The organism is Planotetraspora kaengkrachanensis (assembly GCF_016862895.1).
In the GTDB taxonomy this organism is placed as follows: domain Bacteria; phylum Actinomycetota; class Actinomycetes; order Streptosporangiales; family Streptosporangiaceae; genus Planotetraspora; species Planotetraspora kaengkrachanensis.
Map to the genome: position 1 here is coordinate 57,960 of NZ_BONV01000011.1, position 18,244 is coordinate 76,203.

Annotated in this window: 24 protein-coding genes and 1 tRNA gene; 11 read left to right on the forward strand and 14 right to left on the reverse strand. The window is 66.8% G+C overall.

Features of this window, described 5'->3' with window-relative positions:
- The first annotated feature begins 4 nt into the window (after positions 1–4).
- The 3 genes from Pka01_RS15005 (at position 5) to Pka01_RS15015 (ending at position 2,576) form a co-directional block, all read left to right on the forward strand.
- Complete coding sequence (locus Pka01_RS15005; protein ID WP_203883354.1) at positions 5–601, forward strand: maleylpyruvate isomerase N-terminal domain-containing protein; 597 nt, start codon at positions 5–7, stop codon at positions 599–601.
- Positions 602–831: 230 nt separating this feature from the next.
- The gene (locus Pka01_RS15010) at positions 832–1,473 is read left to right on the forward strand and encodes a CAP domain-containing protein (protein ID WP_203883355.1); all 642 of its coding nucleotides are present in this window, start codon (positions 832–834) and stop codon (positions 1,471–1,473) included.
- 329 nt (positions 1,474–1,802) lie between these two features.
- Positions 1,803–2,576 carry a maleylpyruvate isomerase family mycothiol-dependent enzyme gene (locus Pka01_RS15015; protein WP_203883356.1) on the forward strand — a complete coding sequence of 258 codons (774 nt, stop codon included), beginning with the start codon at positions 1,803–1,805 and terminating at the stop codon, positions 2,574–2,576.
- A 117-nt stretch (positions 2,577–2,693) separates the two neighbouring features.
- Here the strand turns inward: Pka01_RS15015 and Pka01_RS15020 are convergent, their stop codons facing one another.
- On the reverse strand, positions 2,694–3,317 hold the full coding sequence (locus tag Pka01_RS15020) for an NAD(P)-dependent oxidoreductase (RefSeq protein WP_239115000.1): 624 nt from the start codon (positions 3,315–3,317) through the stop codon (positions 2,694–2,696).
- Positions 3,318–3,419: 102 nt separating this feature from the next.
- On the opposite strand from Pka01_RS15020, the gene Pka01_RS15025 reads away from it, so the two are divergent.
- The 3 genes from Pka01_RS15025 (at position 3,420) to Pka01_RS15035 (ending at position 5,758) form a co-directional block, all read left to right on the forward strand.
- Positions 3,420–3,806 (forward strand): winged helix-turn-helix transcriptional regulator, encoded by a 387-nt coding sequence (locus tag Pka01_RS15025; protein WP_203883357.1) that lies wholly within the window; start codon positions 3,420–3,422, stop codon positions 3,804–3,806.
- Positions 3,807–4,013: 207 nt separating this feature from the next.
- Positions 4,014–4,946, forward strand: coding sequence for a helix-turn-helix transcriptional regulator (locus tag Pka01_RS15030; protein WP_203883358.1), 933 nt, complete (start codon positions 4,014–4,016; stop codon positions 4,944–4,946).
- A gap of 179 nt (positions 4,947–5,125) precedes the next feature.
- On the forward strand, positions 5,126–5,758 hold the full coding sequence (locus Pka01_RS15035) for a hypothetical protein (RefSeq protein ID WP_203883359.1): 633 nt from the start codon (positions 5,126–5,128) through the stop codon (positions 5,756–5,758).
- A 21-nt stretch (positions 5,759–5,779) separates the two neighbouring features.
- Here the strand turns inward: Pka01_RS15035 and Pka01_RS15040 are convergent, their stop codons facing one another.
- The 5 genes from Pka01_RS15040 to Pka01_RS15060 form a co-directional block, all read right to left on the reverse strand.
- Complete coding sequence (locus tag Pka01_RS15040) at positions 5,780–6,295, reverse strand: hypothetical protein (protein WP_203883360.1); 516 nt, start codon at positions 6,293–6,295, stop codon at positions 5,780–5,782.
- A 170-nt stretch (positions 6,296–6,465) separates the two neighbouring features.
- The gene (locus Pka01_RS15045; RefSeq protein ID WP_203883361.1) at positions 6,466–6,930 is read right to left on the reverse strand and encodes a DUF4260 domain-containing protein; all 465 of its coding nucleotides are present in this window, start codon (positions 6,928–6,930) and stop codon (positions 6,466–6,468) included.
- Position 6,931: 1 nt separating this feature from the next.
- The gene (locus Pka01_RS15050) at positions 6,932–7,513 is read right to left on the reverse strand and encodes a TetR/AcrR family transcriptional regulator (RefSeq protein ID WP_203883362.1); all 582 of its coding nucleotides are present in this window, start codon (positions 7,511–7,513) and stop codon (positions 6,932–6,934) included.
- Positions 7,506–8,339 carry an alpha/beta fold hydrolase gene (locus tag Pka01_RS15055; RefSeq protein WP_203883363.1) on the reverse strand — a complete coding sequence of 278 codons (834 nt, stop codon included), beginning with the start codon at positions 8,337–8,339 and terminating at the stop codon, positions 7,506–7,508. Before Pka01_RS15055 ends, Pka01_RS15050 begins: the two co-directional genes overlap by 8 nt.
- 80 nt (positions 8,340–8,419) lie before the next feature.
- On the reverse strand, positions 8,420–9,169 hold the full coding sequence (locus tag Pka01_RS15060) for a TetR/AcrR family transcriptional regulator (protein ID WP_203883364.1): 750 nt from the start codon (positions 9,167–9,169) through the stop codon (positions 8,420–8,422).
- A 124-nt stretch (positions 9,170–9,293) separates the two neighbouring features.
- Here Pka01_RS15060 and Pka01_RS15065 point away from each other — a divergent pair, with 124 nt between their 5' ends.
- Entirely contained in the window at positions 9,294–10,223 is a 930-nt protein-coding gene (locus Pka01_RS15065) for an ATP-binding cassette domain-containing protein (RefSeq protein WP_203883365.1), read from the forward strand.
- Between the two features lie 25 nt (positions 10,224–10,248).
- Positions 10,249–11,034 carry an ABC transporter permease gene (locus Pka01_RS15070; protein WP_239115001.1) on the forward strand — a complete coding sequence of 262 codons (786 nt, stop codon included), beginning with the start codon at positions 10,249–10,251 and terminating at the stop codon, positions 11,032–11,034.
- 132 nt (positions 11,035–11,166) lie between these two features.
- On the opposite strand, the gene Pka01_RS15075 is transcribed toward Pka01_RS15070, so the two are convergent.
- A complete protein-coding gene (locus tag Pka01_RS15075) occupies positions 11,167–11,706 on the reverse strand; it encodes a DUF1062 domain-containing protein (protein WP_239115002.1) in 540 nt (179 codons plus the stop codon).
- Positions 11,707–12,102: 396 nt separating this feature from the next.
- Between Pka01_RS15075 and Pka01_RS15080 the strand changes: the two genes are divergently transcribed.
- Positions 12,103–12,567 (forward strand): hypothetical protein, encoded by a 465-nt coding sequence (locus Pka01_RS15080; RefSeq protein WP_203883367.1) that lies wholly within the window; start codon positions 12,103–12,105, stop codon positions 12,565–12,567.
- Positions 12,568–12,601: 34 nt separating this feature from the next.
- Here Pka01_RS15080 and Pka01_RS15085 read toward each other — a convergent pair whose 3' ends face one another.
- The gene (locus Pka01_RS15085) at positions 12,602–12,910 is read right to left on the reverse strand and encodes a nuclear transport factor 2 family protein (protein ID WP_203883368.1); all 309 of its coding nucleotides are present in this window, start codon (positions 12,908–12,910) and stop codon (positions 12,602–12,604) included.
- Between the two features lie 136 nt (positions 12,911–13,046).
- Positions 13,047–14,051, reverse strand: coding sequence for an NADP-dependent oxidoreductase (locus tag Pka01_RS15090; RefSeq protein ID WP_239115003.1), 1,005 nt, complete (start codon positions 14,049–14,051; stop codon positions 13,047–13,049).
- A gap of 97 nt (positions 14,052–14,148) precedes the next feature.
- Between Pka01_RS15090 and Pka01_RS15095 the strand changes: the two genes are divergently transcribed.
- Entirely contained in the window at positions 14,149–14,697 is a 549-nt protein-coding gene (locus Pka01_RS15095; protein ID WP_203883370.1) for a TetR/AcrR family transcriptional regulator, read from the forward strand.
- Between the two features lie 63 nt (positions 14,698–14,760).
- On the opposite strand, the gene Pka01_RS15100 is transcribed toward Pka01_RS15095, so the two are convergent.
- On the reverse strand, positions 14,761–15,180 hold the full coding sequence (locus tag Pka01_RS15100) for a GNAT family N-acetyltransferase (protein WP_203883371.1): 420 nt from the start codon (positions 15,178–15,180) through the stop codon (positions 14,761–14,763).
- A gap of 566 nt (positions 15,181–15,746) precedes the next feature.
- Here Pka01_RS15100 and Pka01_RS15105 point away from each other — a divergent pair.
- Positions 15,747–16,136 carry a hypothetical protein gene (locus Pka01_RS15105; protein ID WP_203883372.1) on the forward strand — a complete coding sequence of 130 codons (390 nt, stop codon included), beginning with the start codon at positions 15,747–15,749 and terminating at the stop codon, positions 16,134–16,136.
- A 372-nt stretch (positions 16,137–16,508) separates the two neighbouring features.
- On the opposite strand, the gene Pka01_RS15110 is transcribed toward Pka01_RS15105, so the two are convergent.
- From Pka01_RS15110 to Pka01_RS15125, 4 genes are all read right to left on the reverse strand, one after another.
- Positions 16,509–16,715 carry a hypothetical protein gene (locus Pka01_RS15110; RefSeq protein ID WP_203883373.1) on the reverse strand — a complete coding sequence of 69 codons (207 nt, stop codon included), beginning with the start codon at positions 16,713–16,715 and terminating at the stop codon, positions 16,509–16,511.
- Positions 16,716–16,774: 59 nt separating this feature from the next.
- Positions 16,775–17,419, reverse strand: a complete 645-nt coding sequence (locus Pka01_RS15115; protein WP_203883374.1) for a permease-like cell division protein FtsX — start codon at positions 17,417–17,419, stop codon at positions 16,775–16,777.
- Positions 17,416–17,919: an RNA polymerase sigma factor gene (locus Pka01_RS15120; RefSeq protein WP_203883375.1), complete on the reverse strand. Its 504-nt coding sequence runs from the start codon at positions 17,917–17,919 to the stop codon at positions 17,416–17,418. Before Pka01_RS15120 ends, Pka01_RS15115 begins: the two co-directional genes overlap by 4 nt.
- 209 nt (positions 17,920–18,128) lie before the next feature.
- A tRNA-Ala gene (locus Pka01_RS15125) sits at positions 18,129–18,205 on the reverse strand.
- Between the last annotated feature and the right edge of the window lie 39 nt (positions 18,206–18,244).

An 18,244-nucleotide genomic window follows, 5' to 3' on the forward strand; every position in this document is an offset into this window, starting at 1 on the left:
CAGCATGACGGTCACCGCCGACGACCTGGACACGGCGATCTCCCATGTAGTCGCCGCGCTCGGCCCGGCCACCGGCGACGACTGGTCCGTGCCCGCGGGCACGCTGGACTGGGACTGCCGGCGGACGGCCGAGCACATCGGCGACTGCCTGATGTCCTACGCCGGTCAGCTCGTGACGCGGCCGGCCGGCAGGTATGTGCGTTTCGAAGCCACCGCCGACGAGGACGCCTCCGCCGCCGAGGTGCTGGAGTTCGCCGAGACCGGGGCGCGCATCCTGATCGCCGCGGTGCTCACGGCCTCACCGGATGCGCGGGCGTACCACCCCACCGGGATGGCCGACCCCGAGGGATTCGCCGCCATGGGCTGCGTCGAGGCGCTGCTCCATGGCCAGGACATCGCACATGGTCTCGGCGTCACGTACGAACCGCCACTCGACGTGTGCGCACGCGTGCTCGCCCGGATGTTCCCGCAGGCGGCGGTCGATCTCGAGGGCGTCGACCCCTGGCGGGCGCTGCTGTTTTCTACGGGACGCATCGAGTTGCCGGGCCGTCCTCGTCTGGAGCAGTGGCGCTGGCGTGGCGCCCCATTGAGCGAGCAATGAACCGCTTCCGGCGATCTCTCCTCGCAGGCCGGTCCACGTGAGGCCGGCGAGATCGGATTCTCCGCGAGGCGTTCTCCGGTGCGAACAGGTCGAAGGACCTACAGCGATCTGCATGTGAAGATCAGGCGGCTGAAAGCACGCTGCAATCGGCCCGGCCTATCACTGGTGATGGAAGCCCCCTTCGACACGGCGCCCCAGCGGGCAGTGTCACCATCACATGGGAGATCTCGATGAACCGCACCGTCCGCCTGCTCGGAGTCGCCGCCACCGCCGGTGCCGTCGCCTTCGGCGTCCCGGCTCTGAGCACTCCTGCGAACGCGTCGACCCCGGCCCCGCCCCGGTGCGACATCGCGGCAGACTACTACGACAGGGCCCCCGCTCCCGGCACTGGTCCGTTGGCCGCGTTCTTCAACATGAGGATCGACGACGCGGTGCAGTGCCTCATCAACGAAGAGCGCGCCAAGGCCGGGTTACCCGCGCTCACGCGGAACCATGTTCTGTCCGGCGCGGCCCTTTCACACGCTCGCGCCGCCGTGAACCAGAAGTGGTGGGGGCCGGGCGCCGACTCGCACACCAACCCGCTTACCGGCTCAACGCCCGCCAGTCGCATCACGGACGCGAAATACTGCCCGAAGCCGATCTCGTGGGCTTGGGCCGAGACCACCTACACCGGCTGGGGCGGTCAGGGCACCCCGAGGGCCGCCGTCCACTGGTGGGTGTACGTCAGCACGGCCGGTCACCGCGAGATCATCCTCAGTCCGTCGCTGACCGAGATGGGCGTGCAGGGTGAAGCCGGGGCGGCGGACGCGGCCGGCAAGGGCGCGAGCGGCGGGGGAACCTACGTCGTGGACTTCGGGCGCTGTCAGCAATAGCACGGACGGCCGGCGGAGTCGAAGCCGCGGCCATCGCCGAACCACCGTCGCCAGGAGACCGGAAGGGCCGGCCCCGCTGAACGGGACCGGCCTCTGACGTGGAGTCGGACGCGAGTTGGCGACGTAGGCGAGGTCCCGAATCTCCACGCCGGCGTCGAAATGATCGACCCTGCTTACGGCCGCGGCACATCTGACCTGGGAAGTCGGCACGCCAGTTTGCGTTCTTGTGGCCGGCAGGTTGCCGGGTCTCCGCCGAGCGAAGGCGCGAAGCGCGTCCGCCCGAGGGAAACCCGATTCAGGATTCCGGGAACGGCTGGTTGGATGGGCGGATGGAATCCTCCCGGCTTCTGAGCTGCCTCAAGAACGACTTCGCCCTACTGCGCTCGGCCGTCGTCGGCGCCGATCCGTCGGCCCGCGTGCCCTCCTGCCCCGACTGGTCCGTGGGCGACCTCGCGGACCACGTGGCGAAGGTCTATCTGCACAAGGCCGAGTGCATCCGGCTCGGAGCGTTTCCCGACGAGTGGCCCCCCGGCGTGCTCGACGCCGATCCCGTCGTCTCCCTGGACAGAACCTACGAGGCCCTGATCGGGCAGTTCTCCGCGCACTCTCCCGCCGATCCCGCGGCCACCTGGCACGAGCCCGACCAGACCGTAGGCTTCTGGATCCGCCGCATGGCTCAGGAGACGGTGATCCATCGCGTCGACGCCGAGCTCGCGGCAGGGCTTCCGGTCTCCCCGATTCCCGACGATCTCGCCTTCGACGGGATCGACGAGGTGCTGAAGCTCTTCCTCGGCTACGGGAGCACCCGCTGGCTGGACGACTTCGGCACGCTGCTCGACGCGCCGGACGAGCGGCCGATCGCCGTGTCCATGAGTCACCACGCCTGGACGCTCACGGCTGTGGGGGGCCGCGGCGCGCAGCCCGGACACGTGGACGTGAAGGACTCGGCCACCGGCTTCGACGGAGAGGCCCTGGTGAGCGGTGACGCGGTCCCGCTCCTGCTGTGGCTCTGGAACCGGGGCGACGACGCGTCCGTGCGCGTATCCGGTGACCGCGACCTGCTGAAGCAGTTCGACGCCCTGCGGATCGCCGCGACGCAGTGAATCGCCAGGTCACATGAGCGGCGGGGCCGGACAGGCCCGCCGGTCTTCGTCGTCTGCCTATACCTGCTGGGCAACGGCGTCCTCTTCCTGATCTTCTCGGCCCTGCCGACGCGGGCATCACGCCTCCCGAATGCTGACGGCGGCGCGGCGGCTGCGAGGAGTCTCGATTTCGTCGACGAGCGCGATCGCGAAGTCCGCATAGGTGATCCGGCTGGCCGGGTCTCCGTGCTCAGCGATCCGGTATCGGCCGGTGCGCGCGCCGTCATGGTTGAAGTCGCCCGCCGGCGCGACATATGCCCAGTCAAGGTCGCAGGACCGAAGGGCGTCGAGTCCCGCCGCGTGACCGAGGTAGAAGGCGCGGTATTCGTTCGGATAGCCGGGCTCGTCCATCAGGGGAACGCCCGACGGCCCCGGCATGATGGACGCCAGGCCGGCCGCGACCAGGCGCCGCACACCCGCCTTCCCCAGACCGGTGGCCAGGGCACGCACCGACATGGTGAAGAAGTCGTGCGGCGGCACGGACAGGTCGACGGCAGCAGTGATGACGGCGTCATGCCCTGCGGCCGCGTGCTCGATGCTCACTTCGTCCGTGACGTCGCCCTGTACCACCCGGACGCCGGGCAGGTCGCTGTGGCCTGCGGGATCGCGCACCACAGAGGTGACCTGGTGGCCACGCCGGTGCGCCTCGGCGACGGCCTGCCGACCTGCGCGGCCACCCGCGCCGAAGACCACGATGTTCATGATTGGCCACCTTTCACCAGGGCCGGAGTCCGAATGCTCGGGCACTTCGCGGACGCTATCGGTGGCTGCGGTTACCACAGGGATACCGGCTATCGTGAGGCCATGAGGGAGCCCCTGTCCGCCGACATGTTCGACGAATTGTGTCCCTCCTCGCTCAATCCGATTCGATTCGGCGACAAATGGGCGGCGCTCATCATCCGCTGCCTCGAATACGGTCCGCGCCGATTCTCCGAGCTGCGTGTGCCGCTGAGCCGGGTCACTCCCAAGGTCCTCACCCAGTCGCTGCGGTCGCTCGAACGCGACGGCCTGGTCAGGCGCACCGTCTACGCGCAGGCCACCCCGCATGTCGAGTACGAGTTGACTTCACTCGGCCGCAGCATGCTCGAACCGATGGCGGTCGCCTGCGCTTGGGCAGAGGAACATTGGGACGAACTGCTCGAGGCACGTGAGTCGTACGGCAACGGCGCCCACCTCGACCGCACCGGCTGACGGGCAGCGCGGCTGCGTGATCACCTCACCTTCGCTTCGATGGCCAAGCCTTGGAGGCCGTCGCAGGCCCCGAGGAATCGTCGAACGTGGCCCTGCCGAGTTCGATGGAACCCTCGACAGCTGTAGCTGTTGAGATGGGCGACCAGCGACGTGAGTAGTAGTTTTAGACCTATCCATATCCGACATAGAGGCAGATATGGTGCACACATGGCCAGGCAAACGCTCCTCGGTGAGTTTCTTCGCGCCCGGCGGGCCGTCACCACTCCTGCCCAGGTCGGGCTGCTGGACGTCGGAGTACGCCGGACACCCGGGCTGCGGCGCGACGAGGTGGCGACGCTGGCCAGCGTCAGCACCGACTACTACACCCGCCTCGAGCAGGGGCGCGAACGCCGCCCGTCCGATCAGGTGCTCGGCGCCCTGGCGGGTGTGTTCGCCCTCGGTCCGGACGCCACGGCGCACCTTTACGCGTTGGCGCGCGCGGACGCGCGGACCGACACACAGGCCGGCACAGGGACCGGCACGGCCGATTCACAGGCCGACCAGTGGCCGCACATTCCGGCAGGCACCCTGACAGCCGACGCCATGACGCAGGTCAGCCTGCCCCTGCTCCGGCTGATGCGCGGCTGGTCCGACACGCCCGCCCTCGTGATCAACCGATGCCGGGACCTGCTGGCCATCAACCCGCGGGCCCAGGCCTTCTACCGGCAAGGACTGCACACCGACCTGAAGGTGGGCGACAACCTGCTGCGCGCGCTCTTCCTCAATCCCGCCGCGCGGGAGTTCTACTGCGACTGGGCGCCCACCGCACGCAAGAAGGTCGCGCACGTTCGAGCCGGCGTCGGCAGCGATCTCAACGACCCCCACGTGAGCGAACTGGTGGACGAACTGTGCGACCAGAGCGGCGAGTTCCGCCGTCTGTGGGCGCGGTACGACGTGGAGGCCGAAAGCAGCCCCCGCATCAGGAGCTTCCGCCACGACCTCGTCGGGGAACTCGCGCTCAACTGCGACATGTTCGCCGTCGTCGGCGCCCCCGGCCAGCAACTGATCACCTTCCAGGCCGCCCCAGGCAGCCCTTCCGCGGACGCGCTGGCCGAACTCTGCCGGGGATCCGGCGAACCCGATCCGGCCCTGCATTCGTGACAGGCCTTTTCGTTTGCCGTCGTGTTGCAGGGCCTCAATATCGGCCGATATCGCATTTCATTGCTCCACAAGGCCGCGTGGCGGTGTGACTTCACAACGCGCACCTTCCGATTTCTTCCGGTTCGGGCGTGCGCGGTGCTTACGTTATTGAGGGCAGGGCCGGACCACAGGGAGAAGCAATGCGCACAGCGGGAACACGGATGCTGGCCTGCGCGATGCTGATCGCGACCGCGCTGGCATGCGGCCAGGAACGACCGGTCCCGCAGGCGACCGTCACCGCGCCCGCGCAGGATCGCGCACCCACGCCGAACCCGTCACCACAGGGCGACGACGAACCGCGTAAGAGCAACATCGAGGGATCGGATCCCCGGTGGTTCGAGGGAGAAGTAAGCCTCGCGGACGGTCGCCGGGTGGCGATGCACTACCGGCTGGGTGAAGGGCTCTTCGAGCAGCACTACAACCCGAAATCCGGGAAATGGACGACGCCACGCCTGATCTACGGCACGAAGACCGACGCCTGTCAGAGCATCAAGCTCCAGGCCAGGGGTGACACGGTCACGGCGATCGCGAACTTCGGCCGCTACTGCGCGGACGGCGAGCCGCCGACGGAGTCCATCGCCGCGGTGGGCCTGGGGGGCCTACGCAAATGGGATCACCATCTCACCAGGAGCTTCGACGGCTGGGAGCACGCCGAAATAACCGATGACGGCAGGAAGGCCACCTTCGTCAGCAGGTCCACAGTGGTCGAGAGCACGCTCGTCTGGACCTCCACCGGCGGCTTCACCAACCCCGTGTTCAAGTATTCCGACTGAGCCCCGCCCTACCGGTCGAAGCTAGCCCGACCCCCGTTGCCGAGACAGCGCCTCAACGGTTCGCGGCCACCATTCGGGGTGATCTCGAATGAGACCGGCAAGGGCAGGGCTGTTCGCGACCATCTCGCAGCAGTAGGCGATCCAGTCGTCGTGGGATTCGCTCTTGGCGATGAGCCGGCTGGTGATGAGGTTGCCCTCCATGGCGTCGGCGAACATTTCAGCGACAGCCAGAACACGGGCTCGGCGAGATTCCCGTCCCGGGCAGGGCTTCCCGTCGTAGAAGTAGGGCCGAAGTTCGGGGTGGTCTATGAAGACGGCGTAGATCTCGCGCATGCTGCTTACCTGCTGGCTCGCCGTGGTACCCGCCAGGGCGTTACTGATCTTCGTCTGCCGGGCGACCGCCCTGGTCTGCCAGGCGAGCATGGCGAGGGAGATGACCAATCCGATCAGCCCGCCGATGGCGGCGACGTCGCTGATGCTGGGTCCCGAGATCACGGGTGTGGGGCCTGACGTGGGGATGATCACGGTGTGCGTCACCGTGACCGTAGGCAGCGGCGATGGACTCGGGGCCGATAACAGCATGTGCGGAACTTAGCGCCGAATGCCGACCGACTTGAGGCGTATATGACAACCTCGGACAGCTCGTCCAATCAGAAAGAACTGCGTCGCGACCATGCGGGGCGAGGCTCGGTCGTCGCGCCGGCCGGTCAGTGGTCGCCGTGCACGCCCAGGTGCGTGATGCCGAAGCTGTGGTCGTACTTCACGCCGTACTTCAAGAGGCGGTCGAGGCCGAGGTGGAACAGGCCGATGGCCCCGGCGACGGTGAGCGCGCCGATGTGCCATCCGGCTCCTGCGGCGAGCAGTGCCAGCGGCAGTGGCGCGGTGTGCGTGAGGTTGTAGGTCCAGGCACCCACCCGCGGGCCTGCGAGGTAGGCGAACCAGGACAGGTCGGGGACGAGGAACAGTGCCGGGATCAGCCACCAGGGCTGCCCGGCGGTGGCGAAGACGACGAGAGCGGCCCCGGCGACGGCAAGACCTTCGATCCGCAGCCAGGTCAGTGGTCGTCCCGTGACCACGCCTGGCGTACCGGCGGCGTCGGGCACCATCGGGGCCGGGCCCTCACCGTCAGCGGGTGGTTTCGGCGTGTCCATCAGTGGGTGAACGGTGGTCATGTCAGTCCTCCGGGGACGAGGAGTGGTCGGCCTGCAGACCCGTGATCAGGGACTCGACGAGAAAGCGGTAGCTGCGGGTGACCTCACGGGGCAGTCCGAACCCGCCGGCGGCTTCGAGGTCGGCGAAGCCGTGGAACGCCGATCGCAGTGTGCGGGCGGCGTCGATGGCGTGGGCGCCGTGTAGTCCGAAACCGGCGAGGGCGTCGAGGATGATCTGCAGGGCCTCGTCGCTGACACGGCGGTCCTCCTCGTCATCGGCCGCGGGTGCGCGGACGGTGGCGGCGTAGCGGCCGGGGTGGTCGAGGACCCATCGCCGGTAGGCGTCGGCGATCGCGCGGACCGCGTCCGGGCCGGACCGGCCGACGGCCGCCCGGGCCAGCGCATCCCCGAGTTCGCGTTTGGCCTGGAGGGAGATGCCACGTTGGAGGGCGTCCAGGGAGTCGATGTGTTTGTAGAGGGACGGCGTCCGCACGCCGACCCGCTCGGCCAGGCGGCCCATGGTCAACCCCGCGAGGCCGACCTCGTCGGCGAGCGCCGCGCCGGCCGCGACGACCGCGGCCGGGTCGAGACCGGCCCTAGGCATGTACGGATCCCAGGAACGACAACATCATGGTGACCACCTGCGAGGGGAACTGGACGTGCGGGTAGTGGCCCGCGCCGGGAATCATCTCAAGGCGTCCCAGCCCGGACGGTAGCGCGGCCACGATGGCCTCACCCTCGGCCTGCGGCGAAGCCCAGTCGGGGTCGAGCGTGCCCTGCACGACCAGCACGGGGCAGCGGACGTTGCCCAGTTGGGCGCCGGCGTCCACGGGAGCGGACCGGCCCATCAACTGCATGGCCTTCATCCGGCCCGGCTCGCGCAGCATCGCGTCGATCCGGTCGAGGCGCGCGTTCCAATCCACAGGCTTCGGCCCGGGGTACGCGATCTCCAGATACTGCTTCCAGAGCCGGACGCTGCCGAACAGACCGGTGCCGAGCAGTCGGAACATGCCGCGGCGGAAGCGGGCCACCCGCAGATCACCGAGCGCGATCTGCTGCTTGCGGGTGAACGGCGCCAACTCGACCACCGCGGTGATCAGCGACGGGGCCTTCGCCGCGGCGATCGTGGCGGCGCCGCCCGAGATGGAATGGCCGACCAGGACCGCGGGGCCACCCAGGTGGTTCACCAAGGCGATCAGGTCATCCGCGATATCCGAACGCGTGTAGGACGCCCACCCCACGCTGGACTCGCCGCAGCCGCGCAGGTCCACGGCGGCGACCCGGTATCCCTCCGCCACCAGGGCCGGCGTGACGAAGCGGTACGCCTCGCGGCTGTCACCCATGCCGTGGGCGAGCACGACGAGCGGCCCGGACGCGCCGGTCACCTCGTACGCGAGGGTGCCGCCGTCGACGGTCAGGTATTCGGTCACAGCGATCTCCAAAGCTTGGCTAATCAAGTTAGCTTTAAACTAATGTCATTAGCCAAGCCTTGTCAAGGCGGCTCCAGCCCTTACCCCTGCCCTGCGGCTCTGCGCTCGATGAACGCCGCCACGCCGTCCAGGAACAGGCCCAGCCCGAACTCCCCCTCGACCTCCTCGTCGTAAGGGACCTCGCCCTCGAAGACGCCGGCGGCGATCACCTTGCCGAGCGCGGGAAACCGCTGCGCGTCCACCACCCGCGCGAGCGCCTTGCCGTACTGGCGGCCGAAGGCCTCAGGGTTCTCCGCGTAGCCTTTGGACAGTTCGGTGCTCAGCCGTAGCTCGCCGTGCACGAAGGTCAGCAGGCCCATCACGACGCCGACCTTGTCCTCCTCATCGAGACCGGTGTCGCCCAACGCGCGAAGCGCACGGTCGAACCACCAGAGGTTGTTGGGTCCGACCGGCGGACCGCTGATCGGGATCTGCACAGTCCATGGATGCCGTTGCAGCACCTTCAGCAAGCTCCGTGCCCACAGCGTCAGCCCGGTCCGCCAGTCCAGGCCGTCCGGCAGGTCCGGTGGTCCGTCCAGGGCTGCGTCCGACATCAGCAGCAGCAACTCGTCCTTGCTCTTCACGTAGCGGTACAGCGCCATCGTGGAGTTGCCGAGTTGGGCCGCGACCCTGGCCATCGACACCGCGGCCAGTCCTTCGGCGTCCGCCACCTCGACCGCGGCCCGCGTGATGTCGGCGACCGTGAGGGACGGTTTGCGCCCCCGCCGCACGGTCTCCCGCAACCCCCAGAGCAGAGTCACCTCGCCGGGCAGTTCGATCTCGTCGGTCATCCGGCCTCTCTCGTCGCGAGTACGGACTCAGTCTAAAAACAACCCTCCCCGACGCCGATGCGTATGAGTTACGCTCTTAAGCGTATGTCATACGCAATTATCCTGCCGCAGCTGAGGAGCGAGGATGATCGTCGAGGCAACCGGCCTGCACAAGGCCTTCGGCTCCACCAAGGTCCTGGACGGAGTGGACCTGCACGTCGCGGAGGGCACGGTCTTCGCGCTGCTCGGCCCGAACGGCGCCGGCAAGACCACTGCCATCCGCATCCTCACCACGCTGTTGCGGCCCGACCTCGGCAGCGTGCGGATCGCCGGGTACGACGTCGTGCGCGAAGCGGCCAAGGTACGCAGCGTGATCAGCATGACCGGTCAGTTCGTCGCGCTGGACGACCAGCAGACCGGCCGCGAGAACCTGGTCATGATCGGCCGCCTGATGCATATGGGCAGACCCGCCGCCCGCCGGCGCGCGACGGACCTCCTCGAACGGTTCGACCTGGTGGACGCCATGAACAGACGGGTGAGGACCTACTCCGGCGGCATGCGCCGGCGGCTGGACCTGGCGATGAGCCTGGTCTCGCAGCCGAGAGTGATCTTCCTGGACGAGCCGACCACCGGCCTCGACCCGTCCAGCCGGACAACGATGTGGGACGCCATCAGGGACCTGGTCTCGTCGGGGACGACGATCGTCCTCACCACGCAGTACCTGGAGGAGGCGGACCGGCTGGCCGACCGGATCATGCTGATCAACGGTGGCCGGGTCGCCGCGTCCGGCACGACCGACGCGCTGAAGTCCCAAGTGGGCGGGGATCGACTCGACCTGCGATTCGCGGTGGTGGCCGACGTGGCCCGTGCCGCCGCGCTGCTCGACGCGCTACGCGGCACCGACCCCCTCGTGCTGGGCATCCCGTCCGACGGCAGCGCGGAACACCTGCACAAGGTGCTGGACGACCTGCGGCTCGCGGGCGTTCCGGTGGTCAAGGTGTCGTCGCACCAGCCGACGCTGGACGACGTGTTCCTGTCCCTGACCACCACCGACCGGACCTCGATCCAGGTCTGACCCGGCTCTCGAAGGGAGCACGACCATGACCACCACCGCTGTGCACGGCGGCGCCCGCAACGCCGTGGGCGACTCCCTCACCATGATCGGCCGCAGCATCCGGCTCAGCCGCCGCAACGTCGACACGCTGGTCATGTCGATCGTCCTGCCGCTGCTGATGATGTCGCTGTTCGTCTACGTCTTCGGCGGGGCCATCAACACCGGCACCCGATACATCAACTACGTGGTGCCCGGCATCATCCTGCTGTGCACCGGCTACGGCGCCGCGTCCACCGCGATGTCCGTCACGGACGACATGACCAGCGGCATGATCGACCGGCTGCGCTCGTTGCCGATCCGCAGCTCCGCCGTCCTCACCGGACACGTCGTCGCCAGCGTCACCCGGAACCTGCTGTCCACCACTCTCGTCATCGGCGCCGCCATCGCAATGGGCTTTCGCCCCGACGCGACGGTCACCGACTGGATGCAAGTGGCCGGCCTGCTCCTGCTCTACGTGCTCGCGCTGTCCTGGCTGGCTGCGGGGCTCGGCGTGATCGCGAAGTCCGTGGAGTCGGCCAGCACGTTGAGCTTCCTCATGCTGTTCCTGCCCTACCTCAGCAGCGCATTCGTGCCGACGAACACCATGCCGACGTTCCTGCACGCGGTGAGCGAGCACCAGCCGATCACCCCGGTGATCGAGACAGTCCGTGGCCTATTGACCGGAACCCCGATCGGCACCATCGGCTGGATCGCACTCGCCTGGTGCGTCGGCCTGCTGACGTGCTCGTTCACCTTCGCCACCTGGCTGTTCCGCCGCCGTACCCGCGGCTGAAAAGCGGTGCGCCCCAGACGATCTCTTCACGCCGCAGTCGCTCGGGAGATCGAAAGAGCCCGGTTCCGTGATCGGAACCGGGCTCTGACACGCGCAGATGCTTGAGGGGATCGCGTCGCGGCTACATCCCCGCTAGTCCCCGGGCATCACGGTGAACGTGAACCCGGCGCTCGTCTGACGGCGCAGCGAAATGTCACACTTGATCCGGCGCAGCACCTCGTTCCTGCTGAGGCCGAGCCCCTGCGCGATGAGCCGCTCCGGGCGCACCGGCACCGGATCCTCGAAGGCGACCTCCACCTGGACCGGCCACGCCTCGTCGAGCCATGCCGACGGGGTGTCCAGCCGCCAGGCCCCCTTCCAGTCCAGGGTGAAGCGGTTGCGGCAGGCGAGCAGCGGATCCAACAGCTTTGACGCCACCAGCGCCGGATCGTTGGCGTGGTAGCCGTCGAGCTCGGCCGGATCGAAGGATCTGACCTGCGCTCGCTCGTGCACGGTGAGCTTGCTCGTCCGATCGCAGGACACGCAGCCGACCAGCAGCCACACGTCCAGCAGCTTGCCGTTGGCGTTGACGCGGAACCTGCCCTCGCCGGTGGTGGCGGACTCCGACCGGCAGTCCACGCACCGCAACGACAGCAGAGGGAGCCTGGTCCGGCGAACGAACCAGGGCAGCACAGTATGAGGTTGTGAAGACATGATCTCTCTAGACCTGACACGGGGCCGATTGTGCGCGGCCTCGAACGCTGTAGGACCGGGCGCACACGGGCAGCCCGGCAGAGCCGACGAGAGGGTCGGCTTGAAGGTGAGCGGAAGAAGGTGTCAGGTCTAAAGAGCAGGCGGGGTCACGCGGTTTGTCCTCTGTCCTCACGGCGACGGGCCGCAGGCACCCTAAGGGAACGCGGACGGAAGACTCAAAGGGTTTTCCGGTGGCGGTGGTCCCCCGGCCTCACTGCCTGCTTGCAAACCAGCGCCGGTCACAAAGGCAGCACGCGGTCAGCCGCATCATGCCGATCATGATAGGTATGCGTGGTATCGACCCACTTTGCCGTGACATTCGGGAGAGGGCACGCTGTGTCGACATCTGCTTACCAGCGAGCGCTGCAGAAGGCTGAAGAGCAGGCACGGCGCCGTCAGGCCCGCAAACTGACCGGCGCCCATGTGGCCGCCATGGCCCTGGGCGTGTGTTTCGTATTGGTGGCCTTCGTCGTGCTGCTCAGCTCACTACCCGATGCTGTGTCCGCCGCGAAGGGAAACGGCAGGCCCGGCACTTTCGTCCTGCACAAGCTCCATTCGGGCAAGAGCGGCGGGTGGTTGGGGTCGTTCGCTTCGGACGATGGAAAGGTGATCCTGAAAGAGAGTTTCGTCTCTCATCACGACGTCCCCGGCGACGCGAAGCCGGGCGACCGCATCCGCCTCCTCGAGATCGACGGGGAACTCTGGAAGTCCGGGTCCAAGAGCTGGATCCTAATGTCGATCTTCCTGGTGGTCATCGCCGCAATCGTCGTCGTCCTGGTCTGGGTGTCGCTGTGGCAGTGAAGCGGTGGATGTTGACGGGTTCCGTTTCGGCTCCCTAGGGAGATGGGTTGCCGGGGCCCTGCTGATCGGTCTGCGCGTCCATCGCACCTCGCACGAAGTCGAGGATCGCCGCGCGTCCGACGAACGGGCCAAGGTCGACCGCACCGGCGATCGTGAACGTCCAGGTGGCGTCCTCGGTCAGGACGCCCTCCAACGCCACCAGATCTTGCTGATCCAAGGCGAAGGCGTAGCGCGCCAGCGTCTGCTGGACGGCGAACTGATCCACAGGGTGGAGATCCACGTCTCCCGCAGGCGTTGCGGTGAGGTAGGTGCTCCCCCAGCCGGGTGCCGCGGTCGTCTTCATATCGAAATCTCGCTTCGTTCGGTTGTCGAGCGAAAGGCCGGGGCGCGGTCGTCGGCGAAGCGGTCGCCCGGCGTCGTTGCGGGGGTGGCCCTTCCGTCGAGCCCGATTCTCGATCGGAGGCGTGAACGGCTCGTCCTCATGCGACCGTGAGCACGATCTTGCCTTGGATGTGGCCACGGGCGGCTCGTTCGTGCGCCCTTCGAGCGTCCGCAAGCGGAAACGTGCTGTCTATGGCGACGCGAAGCGTGCCCGCGCCGAGCAGGCGTCCGAGTTCTGCGAGTTGCGGGCCGTTCGAGCGCACTTGGGTGCCCGAGGTCGTGACGCCTAGCTTCGCAACCTCTTCGGGGTCGTATTCGGCGACGAACACCGGGTACAACGCGCCGCCGCGCTTGAGCGTGCGCAGGAAACGACTGCTGCCGAGACCGCCGACGGTGTCGAGAACGAGATCGACGCCGTGTGCGACTTCCTCGGGACGGCTCTTGGTGTAGTCGATGAACTGGTCGGCGCCGAGTTCGCGTAGGAACGACTCCTGCACGCCCGATGCCACCGCGATGACGCGTGCACCCTTCCATTTCGCCAGCTGTAGCGCGAAGTGCCCCACGCCGCCCGCGGCGCCGTTGACGAGCACCGTCGTCTCGGCGTTCAGTGCCATCGGGCGATGTTGTGCCGCTTGAAAGGGCGACGGATGATCGTGTCCGAGCTCGATCAGGAACTGCCACGCGGTGAGCCCCGCCATAGGCGCCCCCGCGGCGTGCACGTGATCGACGTGAGCCGGCTTGCGGGCGAGGTCTGACGCGGGCGCGGCGACGTACTCGGCATATGCGCTGCCCTCGAGGCCGGGAAAGCGGAGCAGACCGAAGACTTCGTCGCCGACGGAGAAGCCGTCCACGTCCGCGGGAACGGCCGCGACGACGCCCGACACGTCCGTCCCCGGAATGGCGGGCAAGCTCAAAGGCGGCCTCATCGCAGGAGGCACGTTGGGCATTCCCTCGCGCACGTACCAGTCGGGGGGATTGACGCCAACCGCGTGAACGCGAACGAGCACCTCACCCGGCTTCGGCTCGGGAATCGGCACATCGTCGTAACGCAGCACCTCAGGACCACCGAACTCGTGCAGCCGGATCGCCTTCATCGTATTCATCGGCATCGCTTCCTCTTGATCGGCGTAGATGGGTTATGCTTAAACGAAGCAGTGCTCCGATTATGTGGAGCACTGCTCCGATTGTCAAGGTGGGCATATGCGAGCTGACGCCAGGAAGAACTACGACCAGCTACTCGCGGTCGCGAGCGCCGTCGTGGCCGAGGAAGGCGCCGACGCATCGCTGCGCGACATCGCCCGCAAAGCCGGCGTCGGGCTCGCCACGCTGTACCGCCACTTCCCCACGCGAGAAGCTCTGCTTGAGGTCCTGCTCCGCACCGGCTTCGATGAACTCGCGACAAGGGCGGACGAACTCGAAACCTCAAGCTCGCCCGAGGATGCTCTCGCGTCGTGGCTGCGCGACTGCGTCGCGTACGCACATGAGTATCGGGGCGTCACGACGCTGATGATGGCCGCCATCGAAGACACCGAGTCCGCACTCCATGCTTCGTGCGTCACGATGCGCGCGGCAGGAACCCGGCTCCTCGCCCGCGCGCAGGCCGCGGGCACGGCACGGACCGACATCGATGGCACTGATCTGTTTGCGCTGGTCGGGGCACTGGCATGGCTCAGCGACCAACCGTCTCTCACACCACGCGCCGATCATCTCTTCGGTGTCATCGCCGGCGCGATCCTGACCGCTCGCTGATGTCCCCCAGCGGTCGTCGCTTAGTTGGTCACCCAGGTGAGCCGGGCTCTCACATGGTGAATCTCACGTCAGAGGCTTGACCCAACGAGACCACTGAGGCTGGGACACGTAGCCCGCGGCGCCCCAGACATGATGGGCCAGTTCGTTGTCCAGCAGGACCATTGCGTCGGCCCGGAACGCGCCGAAGGCCGCGAAGCGCTCCTCGGCCGCCCGGAGCAGGGCGGTTCCGATTCCCTGCCTCCGGCGGGCGGGGTCCACGGCCAGTCGGTAGAGGTGGGCCCGCCAGCCGTCCCAGCCGGCGATCAGCGTGCCGACCATCTCCCCGTCGACCTCGGCGATGAGGACGGCCTCGGGATCACGCTCGATGAGCGCGCCCAGCTTGGCGGAATCGTCCTGTCGATCGGTCCCTTCGGCGGCCACGCGCCAGAAGGCGAGGAGCGCCTCGATATCCTCGACCCGTCCGTGCCGGATGATCGTGTCCATGGCGAGAAATTATCAGCCTCGCCCTGGGCACCCCAGGTTCGTACCAAGTCATCAGGCGGGTGCCGGACCCCTGAGAGGCGCAGAAGATCTCAGCAGGAAAAGGTGCTCCTGAATCACGGCGGGTCCCCGGCGACGGTCTCCGTAGTCACTCAGAACATCAGAAAGGCCGGTTCCGATGATCGGAACCGGCCTCTGACATTGGTGGAGCTATGGGGATTTGAACCCCAGACCCCTTCGATGCGAAGCCAATTCGACGTGACCGTATGGTGCGCAGCTCTGCTGCTCAGCCCACGCCCACCGACCGTTGTGGTTCGCGGCCGCTCGCTGGCGATCGCAGTGGTTGTCACCCAGTTGGTCACTCATCGGACCCTGGCACCATGCACTTGCGCCGCGCTCCGCGATTCCGCTGCCCTAATCGCCTCTCCCAGCATCTGGTATGCGGCACGGAGCTTGATGAGTACCTTCCCCGGGCATTCGGTGCCCTGCTCGGTGCCAAGCGTCAGCCGATGTACGAGCCCGCGTGCCCGCTTCGTTTGGTCCAACCCGGCGGGCTTTACCCTCTCTGCATGACAATTCGGACATCCTCAACTCATGGTCATCTTGAAACAGAAAAGCGGCCATATATGGGCGAGTCGGAGTATTCGACAAAAACGGCTGGGTATCCCCTAATGAGTAACCAGCTACGTCAAGAAAGGTCAGCAATGCGAAACTTCACACGCATGGGCTTCATTGCCGTCTCGGCGGCGTTCGTATCGATTGCGGCGCAGCATGCTGCTTCTGCCCAGGTCAACCCTGTGGCGGAAGGGGCGCTGAAGAACGCCGCCCAGGGCAACCCCGTTGTGGAAAGGTACGTCCCACAGCTGCAAAAGAAGCCCACGAAGGCGGAAACAGCCGTAGGGAATGCGGAGTCGGCGGCATCAGCAGCGGCAGAGAACGCGGCGGCAGCGGGTTTCTAGACGACTAGCGCTAGCGCCGCCTCATCTTTTGGATTGCCCTGTTTTCGATCGATACGCCGAGCACGCGGGGATATCCTTTGCGGGATCATCCGACGCCCGCCCTCCTTCCTTCGGTCGGGAGGGCGGGCGTTTCATTGTTTTGTCAATTCCGCGAAGAACCCTGCACGCGGCATCAGCGGGCGCTTGAGTACAAGGTGAGACGCCACCTAAGCCGCCGTCTCATGCCCTTCGATGCGAACCCCGGGTCAGGGCGCCGGCGCAGATCAACGGGTCGGTGCTGACTGCGTCGAGCGTCCACCGTCTTCCGCCACTGTCCAGCGTCGTCCGTTGGCGTTGCCGCGCAGTTTGTCGCGCAAAGAGCGCGCTGGCTGGTCATTCCGTCTGCCGCGACCGCGCGCGGTGAAGGTACGACTGATCGTGGCCGAAGATGTCGTATAGCCAGTGATCGAAGTACCTGCCTACAGCATCGCTGTCGCGAGGGTTCAACGCCAGCCATTCGCGGGCGGCCCGAACCATCTCGGCTTTGGCAAGCTCTTCCTCCGCTGGCTTGAGCTCCACCCAGTCCGTGAGATCACCCACAGGGTATACATGCTGCCGCCCAGTCTCCAATGGTGAAGACCTCAATCGTCTCGCGCCTTCTAGCATGAAGAGTCGCATCTCTGGTCGACAACGTTGGCGACCCCGGGCATACCTCTCGCCGTCTCGATCACTGGACCCCAGTCCGCGCCGGGCTTCATGATGATCCGGAGCGATTCAGACATGTCGCCCATCTTGATCACTCCAAGCAATTCCGAGTGCTCGCCACTCTTCAGGACATTATTTCGAAATCTGTCATACAGGACAGCTTTGTCCTCAAAAGCGACATTCTCCACCCCTGGCATCGTGGTCAGCGCCTTCTCGACGTTCTCTTTCTCCTGATCGGTGATGGCCGTGCCGCCCCCAGTCGGATCCTCTGTTTTGCCTCCGCACGCGGGCCACGGGTCATCCTGCTTGCACAGGAAAACAGTGATCACTGGTTCTTCCGTGCCTACCAGAAGCATCTGTTGCAGGCTCGCCGCGCTAACGCTGTGATCGCCTGAAGGGGCGGGCGGCGCCAACACGACTGCAGCCACGACACTGGCGAGCACCACAGGGACGGCTACGGCCACAAACCGCAGCCGAAGGGAGAACGAACGCCGGCGAGGAGTGGCGAAGGCGCGGACGAGGTCGGACTCGAAGCGGCGCTGGTAGGCATCATCTGTGTCGGGGCGCAGGGACGTAACCAGGTCGTCGAGGTCGTTCATGACTGCTCCTGAAACGTGAGGCGGGTGAGGTCGAGCGCGTCGGCCAGGCGGCGACGGGCGCGGTACAGGCGGACGTTAAACGTGCGAGCCGAGCAGCCTGCGATCTTGGCGGCCTCGTCTGGCCCGAGGCCATACCAACTGGCCAAGAGGACGGCCTCGGCATCACGCTCGGACAGGTCCGCGAGTACGTTCAGCGCCGCCTGCCGTTCGGCAACCTGCTCGGCCACATCGGCGGCCGGGGCAATTTCGGCGAGCCGCTCAACCAGGGTCTGCCTGCGCGACAGGGATCGGCGTTGCGTCCGCACCAAGTTCCGGGCCACGCCGAGCAACCACGGCAACGGCGGCTCCGGCACGCGGTCGAGTTTCCGCCAAGCGATCAGGAAGGTCTCGCTGGCGATCTCCTCGGCCGTCTGTTGTTCAGCTCGCAGCAGCACGTAGCTGAGCACACTGCGGTAGTGCCCCTTGTACAGCGCGGTGAGTTGCGCTTCGGAATCGTCCACACCTGGTAATGACCTCTACAGCCCTCCGATTACCACCCGGGAAGAATCATCCCGTACGGGCTCCCGCAGTCTTCGCTGACCACAGAGGCCACAGGGCCGACGCAAGAGGCATCGGTTCACTGCGGAGGAAGATCGGCCCGAGACTTCCTGAACAGCCCCTGAGCAGCGAAAAGGCCCGCCAGGCGTTTCCCCTGGCGGGCCTTTCGTCATGGTGGAGCTATGGGGATTTGAACCCCAGACCCCTTCGATGCGAACGAAGTGCGCTACCGGACTGCGCTATAGCCCCAATGACTCGACTAGATTAGCAAACTCTTGGGGCTCTTCG

Coding starts and splice junctions, on each gene's coding strand:
- Pka01_RS15005 (WP_203883354.1), top strand. CDS start 5: ATGACGGTCACCGCCGACGACCTGGACACGGCGATCTCCCATGTAGTC.
- Pka01_RS15010 (WP_203883355.1), top strand. CDS start 832: ATGAACCGCACCGTCCGCCTGCTCGGAGTCGCCGCCACCGCCGGTGCC.
- Pka01_RS15015 (WP_203883356.1), top strand. CDS start 1,803: ATGGAATCCTCCCGGCTTCTGAGCTGCCTCAAGAACGACTTCGCCCTA.
- Pka01_RS15020 (WP_239115000.1), bottom strand. CDS start 3,317: ATGAACATCGTGGTCTTCGGCGCGGGTGGCCGCGCAGGTCGGCAGGCC.
- Pka01_RS15025 (WP_203883357.1), top strand. CDS start 3,420: ATGAGGGAGCCCCTGTCCGCCGACATGTTCGACGAATTGTGTCCCTCC.
- Pka01_RS15030 (WP_203883358.1), top strand. CDS start 4,014: ATGGCCAGGCAAACGCTCCTCGGTGAGTTTCTTCGCGCCCGGCGGGCC.
- Pka01_RS15035 (WP_203883359.1), top strand. CDS start 5,126: ATGCGCACAGCGGGAACACGGATGCTGGCCTGCGCGATGCTGATCGCG.
- Pka01_RS15045 (WP_203883361.1), bottom strand. CDS start 6,930: ATGACCACCGTTCACCCACTGATGGACACGCCGAAACCACCCGCTGAC.
- Pka01_RS15050 (WP_203883362.1), bottom strand. CDS start 7,513: ATGCCTAGGGCCGGTCTCGACCCGGCCGCGGTCGTCGCGGCCGGCGCG.
- Pka01_RS15060 (WP_203883364.1), bottom strand. CDS start 9,169: ATGACCGACGAGATCGAACTGCCCGGCGAGGTGACTCTGCTCTGGGGG.
- Pka01_RS15065 (WP_203883365.1), top strand. CDS start 9,294: ATGATCGTCGAGGCAACCGGCCTGCACAAGGCCTTCGGCTCCACCAAG.
- Pka01_RS15070 (WP_239115001.1), top strand. CDS start 10,249: ATGACCACCACCGCTGTGCACGGCGGCGCCCGCAACGCCGTGGGCGAC.
- Pka01_RS15085 (WP_203883368.1), bottom strand. CDS start 12,910: ATGAAGACGACCGCGGCACCCGGCTGGGGGAGCACCTACCTCACCGCA.
- Pka01_RS15090 (WP_239115003.1), bottom strand. CDS start 14,051: ATGAATACGATGAAGGCGATCCGGCTGCACGAGTTCGGTGGTCCTGAG.
- Pka01_RS15095 (WP_203883370.1), top strand. CDS start 14,149: ATGCGAGCTGACGCCAGGAAGAACTACGACCAGCTACTCGCGGTCGCG.
- Pka01_RS15100 (WP_203883371.1), bottom strand. CDS start 15,180: ATGGACACGATCATCCGGCACGGACGGGTCGAGGATATCGAGGCGCTC.
- Pka01_RS15105 (WP_203883372.1), top strand. CDS start 15,747: ATGACAATTCGGACATCCTCAACTCATGGTCATCTTGAAACAGAAAAG.
- Pka01_RS15115 (WP_203883374.1), bottom strand. CDS start 17,419: ATGAACGACCTCGACGACCTGGTTACGTCCCTGCGCCCCGACACAGAT.